A 5,712-nucleotide genomic window follows, 5' to 3' on the forward strand; every position below is an offset into this window, starting at 1 on the left:
TTTTCAAAGTTCACTTCATCACTTTAGAAGCGACTTTAATATAATAACATTTTGCCGAACGTTTTGTCAACAAGTTATTTTATATTTTTTGTTGTCCGAACTTACTTCGTCGTGACAACATATACAAATATACCACCTTCACCAATTGATTACAAGCATTTTTTAAAAAAGTTTACAAAATTAATTACGAAAACTTCAAACAAATTAATTAGTTAATTGTACAACTAGGTATGAGTACAAGCACAAACTATCCCTCTTCCATAGATTAGTACAAGAAAGGGAGGAATTGTTATGCAATGTAGTGAAGCCCATCAATTATGTAATAATTATAGAGGGCAGGTTGTACGCATTTTCGATAAAGATGGAAATGAGCATGTCGGTCGTATTACTAAAGTAACTGATGACCGAGTTTTTATTGAACCTGTCAATCAATACCGCCAAAGCTCTAATTCGTCAAATAGATCATCTAATCGTAATAGAAGTAATATGAACAGAAACCAATCTAATAGAAATTTCTCAGAAAGAAACTTTTCAAACAGAAGTTCCCAAAATGGAAATCGTTTTGATAATATGTTTGGTAATCGAGTTGAAGATCGATTCGATAGAAGATTCGACAGAAGATTTGATAGAAGAAACGAAAGAGATTTCGATAGAGATGGATTTGGATGCGGATTCTTCGGTTGCGGATTAGGCATTTCAATTGCACTTGGTTTTGTTGCTGGAGTAGCATTAGCTGCATTATTCTTTTTTTAATAGCTCAATGATAACTTATATTCAATTACTGTGGGTATGTCTCTTTAGTCAAAAGCTGACTATTGAGATACCCTTTTTTCATTACATGTACTCATATAAGCCATTTCTTTATGATTCTAGTTCCTAAAACAAAATAAGTTTCTAATCTAAAACAAATAATAAATGCATTAAAACGATAAATAGGTGGTATTTATGAAAAGTATGATAAAAATCATTATAATTTTATCCCTACTTTGCATGTGTACATATACTTTTACAATTGCGAAATCGTATTTATACATAAATAAAGTGAAGATAAATAAGTATTTTCCAATTTACCCTCATGGTGACCAGTAATTTATAGAAACGTATTAACTGAATTATACTTTAGGTTAGCTACATGTATAAAACCGATACATTAGAATTAATCCATTCCCGATAAGTGGGAGTTTTGTATATCAAACAAAAAAAGATAAGCTATATGCCTATCTTTTTCTACATAAAAATACTCTATATCCTAACACATCTTTATAACGAACTAGTATTTCTTGAAATCTATGAAGTAATTCAATTCCTTCAGGTGGTAATTTTTGAAATGGTAGTGAATCAGTTGTGTTTGTAATTGTATTCATTATTGTATTTCCTTTAAGGATTTTATAATCTCTAAATCCACCTTTGATTAACACTTGTTCCCATTCTCTAACCGTCTTTACTTTTGAAATACCATAAACATCCTTTATTTCATTTTCTTCTTTTAGTGTTAATTGTCTCTCTGAAGTCATTTCTATAGCAAGAAAATATCCACCTTTTTTTAACACTCTTACATATTCTGGTATTGATTTATCTGCGTTTGTGAAACTTGTTACTGATTCTGAAATAATTATATCAAATGTATCATCCTTAAATGGAAGGTTTTCTGCACTTGCTTGATGCAGTGTAACTGGAATTTTCTTTTTGTTAAATCGTTTTCTTGCATTAGCAAGCATCCGACTGTTTAGATCGATTGTAGTAATTGAGCAATTGTAACTTTCATATATATAGCTAGCCGTTTTACCTGACCCACATCCAACTTCTAACACTTGGCTATCTGATGTTAGTGGAAGAAATCTTAATGTTTTTTTTGTTAAATCAAACCCACCAGGATGTGCATCTTCTATATTTAATGTAGCAATTAAATCTATATAAGAAAATTTTCTCATATTAAGACCCCAATCATGTAGTTTGGTATAGTCTATTCACTTAAGCTTAAATTTGTTTTGTATTCTTGAAAACAATGATTTTTTCTAAAACAAAAAAAACATCAGCTTTTGGGCTGATGTTTTTTTGTTTTATACAAATTACAATAATTTGGCGATTAAAAACCCCATAGCCAAATTAACACTCCCCTTTATTTCTCATTCCTTTTTGAATCTTTCGGAGTGCCTTTTTCGAACCTCGTTCAATATCGTGCTGCAATTTTCGTGTCGCATAATCAACAAATATCGTTTCTAAGTCATATCCTTCTGGATAAAGTTCAGTAGCTTTTCCTTCTAATGATATTCGCTTTTCATTCACTTCCAGAAAATCACCATTGTAAAAAACGATGAGATTGTAAAAATTATCGATTTCTTTATAAACAATGCCATAGTTATCGAAGTCTAATAATTTTACTCGATCACCTTTTTGATAGCTAACCTTTTCCACAGCTTTCAATTTGACAATCTTTGGTTTCCTTATTGTATTTTCATTTACTCTTTCTAACTGATATTCTTTATTTTCCATATATTCTTTCGCTCTTTGAAGTACATTTTCGCGGATATTCATTTTCTTAGATATCCATAGAGCATTACTTTCTCCTGATTTCCCGATTATTAACTTATACATTGGTTCTAGTGTTTCACTATTAAATCGCATTGCTGCATTCATAAAGTCACTATGCATTTCTGAAAAACGTTTAATTTCACCATAATGAGTAGTAGCAACTGTAATGCAACCCATTTGGTAAAATTCCTCCAATATAGAAATTGCTAGTGCTGATCCTTCGTTCGGTTCCGTACCACTTCCTATTTCATCAAATAGTAATAGTGTATTATTATTAGAAACACGCATAATATCGGAAAGGTTTTTCATATGTGATGAAAATGTACTTAGTGCATTCTCTATACTTTGATTATCACCAATATCAACAAAAATCTTTTCAAATACTGCTATTTCAGTCTCCATGTCTCCAATAATATGGAAACCTGACATTGTTGCTAATGTTAGTAAACCAATTGTTTTCAAAACGACTGTCTTTCCACCCGCATTAGGACCTGTAATGATTAAACTACGATAACTTTCTCCTATCTCAAAATTAAGTGGAACTACATTTCCTGTTAATAATGGATGTTTGCAATTAACTAACTTTATATATCCAAAGTCATTTAATTTTGGCTCAACTCCACCAATATGTTTGCTAAATTTAGCTTTAGCAAACACCATATCATATTGGCTAATTAACTCCATATTTATATTTATTTCATAAATATTTTCTAAAATCATTCCAGAAAGGGTAGCTAATATCTGATATTCCTCTATTGCCTCCTCAGCCTTTAGGCTTGCTAACTCACTATTTAATTTTGTTACTGTATTCGGTTCAATAAAGACTGTTGACCCTTTAGCTGAAACTTCAATAATCGACCCAGGAACTTGCTTCTTAAATGAAGCTTTAATCGGTATCGTATATCGGTCATCCTTCTTACTTATAAAAAAGTCTTGGATATACATTTTATTTGCACTACTATTTAGAAATTTATTTAAACGATCTTTAATTTTTCCCTCAACTGATTCAATATTATTTCGTATTCGTTTAAGTTCTTTACTGGCTGCAGAGTCAACACTATTTCCTTTAATTGAAAAGTTAATCTCATCTTCAATACTTATAAATTCACTCATTGATTTTGCGTAAGAAGCAAGAATTGGGGCAAAGAATATGTTCTCTAGCATAAACTTTTTAATTCTTCTACATCCTCTTAAAAAGTCCGAAATACTGATTAAGTCACTCGGATCTAATATCATGCCCTTTTCAAGATTTGTAATGATAATTTCAATGTTTGATACACCTAAAAATGGAATATGTCCTACTGCATCTAAGATTGCCCGAGCTTCCGTTGTCTCATTTAATCTGTTTTTAACTACTTTTATATTTGTACTAGGCTCTAATTGGTCGATCAATTTTTTACCTAATCCACTTACACAATATGATTTCACAATTTCCTTTAACTCTTTATATTGTAATTTTTCAAATGTTATATTATTCAATTTTAATTCTCCTCTTTTAATATGATTTTATTGATCATAAATGGAGATACCTACCCATTAGATTCCAATGAGTTGATTAATACAAACAAAGAACATGTTTACCTGAAAAAATAAAAAAAGCTGCGGAGATACCGCAGCTTTAATCACATTACAAGGCAATCATAACTGAAATATAGTTAAATAAGCTATTACAAAATAGCCCTACTAATTTCATTATACGCATTATAAAGTATTGTAGGTATCTTCATAGGTTTGAAATAAATACATGACAAAATTAAGGGTGCGAATTTTACAAATTCCCCTTTTTTCATCCTATTTATTTCATTTGTTTTTTTCCTATTTAGAACCTACTGCACTCACAAAATGCACCTCATTTATTTTTATGTTCATTGAAATCTAACTTATTGAAATCATCATACTATGTGTAAATTGAAAAGTAAAGATGATCTACATTATTTACTATATGTGATTAGTAAATATCTTCTACAACTTTTTCCTATACTGGTATGTACTCTACTTGAAGTTTAGCTAGTTACCTTCCAAATTCACAAAGAATGCAAACAATAAATGTAATAAATAAGCTAAATTATGCTATCTGATTTGAAAATTCAACATAAGTATTCGTGTTGTTTATTTTTTGAAGGGAGCTATCCCCTTATGAAATGGTTAGAATTTATGATTAAAGCATTTATGAATGAGCCATTATGGTTCTAAATACTAATCTCTACTACTTTTTTGCTTCAATAATTTTAAGAAGTTCCATTTTTTCAAACCATCTTTTTTACAAAGTTGCTCTAAATTATCGGCGGCTATCTTATTTTGTGCTTACGGTATTAAAATCAGGAGAAATTTTAAAAGAACGCTCATATTATTTGGGTGTTCACTAATATGTGTTTACTTATCGATCACATCAATATTTTAATGTTCATAATCACATATTTTTAAATTAGTTTAATAATGGAGAATGTGTTTTAACAAAGTATATTTTGTGATCTCATCTCATTTATCGGGAATTTTGCTGTTTTTATTCTAAAAAAGACTAAAGAGAAGCCTCTTTTTTCAGTTTGAAAAATCAACATTTTTATTTAATAGACCCTTAAGTTAAGGATGAAGTGTTGTCGTATTGACTGAGGTTCAAAAGAAATAGTAGGTTGATAAAAGCATTATTCTTTTTATATTTTTAATATTTATCATTACAGCTACAAACGTCCCTAAAATTCAGAATTTAAATGAATCAACTTTAGTAGGGACATACCAAAGCAAAAAACTTCCATTTGCAACAATCGTATTTGATTAAGAGGTCATCATTCATTTTATTATTATAATCGTACTAAAAGCAGATAAAGGTCTTATTCAAGGAAAACAGATACGATGTATGTAATTAACAGTTCTAAATTTCATAACTTGAAATTTATTTATGATAAAAAAGAAAGAACTTTTAAAATTAAAATTGATAATAAAACCTATATTTTTAAACAATCTGATACAACCCCTACGATTATTAATAATTCTGAATGAAAAGATTTAGGTTCTCAAGTACTTGGTAACCAATTTTTGTACAAAGAACGTAAAAGGACTATCAATAGTTGACAGTCCTTTAGGAGTGTTAAATTTTATCAAATATTGATCCAAATAAAAAAAGCACCAACTGATTAGCTGATACTTTGGTAAACCAGGCGATGTTCTACTCTCACAGGGGGA

Annotated in this window: 3 protein-coding genes; 1 reads left to right on the forward strand and 2 read right to left on the reverse strand. The window is 29.6% G+C overall.

The annotated features are described in order from the left end of the window. Positions 1–291 precede the first annotated feature (291 nt). Positions 292–753 (forward strand): hypothetical protein, encoded by a 462-nt coding sequence (locus CN925_RS15320; protein WP_098847114.1) that lies wholly within the window; start codon positions 292–294, stop codon positions 751–753. A gap of 464 nt (positions 754–1,217) precedes the next feature. Here the strand turns inward: CN925_RS15320 and CN925_RS15325 are convergent, their stop codons facing one another. Together CN925_RS15325 and CN925_RS15330 are read right to left on the reverse strand one after the other, a co-directional pair. Next, complete coding sequence (locus tag CN925_RS15325) at positions 1,218–1,931, reverse strand: class I SAM-dependent methyltransferase (RefSeq protein ID WP_098847116.1); 714 nt, start codon at positions 1,929–1,931, stop codon at positions 1,218–1,220. A gap of 175 nt (positions 1,932–2,106) precedes the next feature. After that, complete coding sequence (locus CN925_RS15330) at positions 2,107–4,011, reverse strand: endonuclease MutS2 (RefSeq protein ID WP_098847119.1); 1,905 nt, start codon at positions 4,009–4,011, stop codon at positions 2,107–2,109. Between the last annotated feature and the right edge of the window lie 1,701 nt (positions 4,012–5,712).

The sequence above is a fragment of the Bacillus sp. AFS055030 genome (assembly GCF_002574545.1).
Taxonomy (GTDB): Bacteria; Bacillota; Bacilli; order Bacillales; family Bacillaceae_G; genus Gottfriedia.